General features: G+C 49.4%; 1 protein-coding gene. It reads left to right on the top strand.

Features of this window, described 5'->3' with window-relative positions; genetic code table 11:
• Positions 1 to 326 precede the first annotated feature (326 nt).
• Positions 327 to 512: hypothetical protein (locus tag JNK74_30410; protein ID MBL7650482.1), on the top strand; the 186-nt coding region annotated here is incomplete at its 3' end.

Raw genomic sequence — 512 nt, 5'->3', positions numbered from 1 at the left:
AGAATTAACAAAATCGTTTTCGTACTATTTGTAGATTATATCATTAAGTCAAAAGTTCATTACACGATATCTCGCGAATGCCGGTCAAGGTCAGAAAACACGCTCTGGCCCAAGCCGGGAAACTCTGCACCTGTCCCATTCGCTTGCTTGACCCGCGTAATGGGTCGCGTTGGACCCGGATGGAAGCAGGTTCCAGGAATACATCGACGGCGAATTCTGCGAAAAGTATTCCAGAAAAGAAGTTGCAACGAAGGGGTAGCATCCATTACATTTTGTGATATACTTTCAGTTGTAAAGAGATTACCTTACCGCCTTGGGAGTCAGGCATGACGAACGAAGAAGCCAAAGCGCTGTATATCGACGCGGTGAAGTACTTTGAGGCCAAGGATTACGGGAACGCCTTGTCCAAATTTGATACGTTGGACGCGGAGCGCCCCAACAGCCGCCACGTGACCTACCACCGATGCGTCTGTCTTGCCCATCTGGATCGGAAGGACGAGGCCCGGGAACAA

Source organism: Candidatus Hydrogenedentota bacterium, assembly GCA_016791475.1.
Taxonomy (GTDB): domain Bacteria; phylum Hydrogenedentota; class Hydrogenedentia; order Hydrogenedentales; family JAEUWI01; genus JAEUWI01.
The sequence above is the reverse complement of the archived record's forward strand: the minus strand, read 5'-3'. Positions and strand labels throughout refer to the sequence as shown.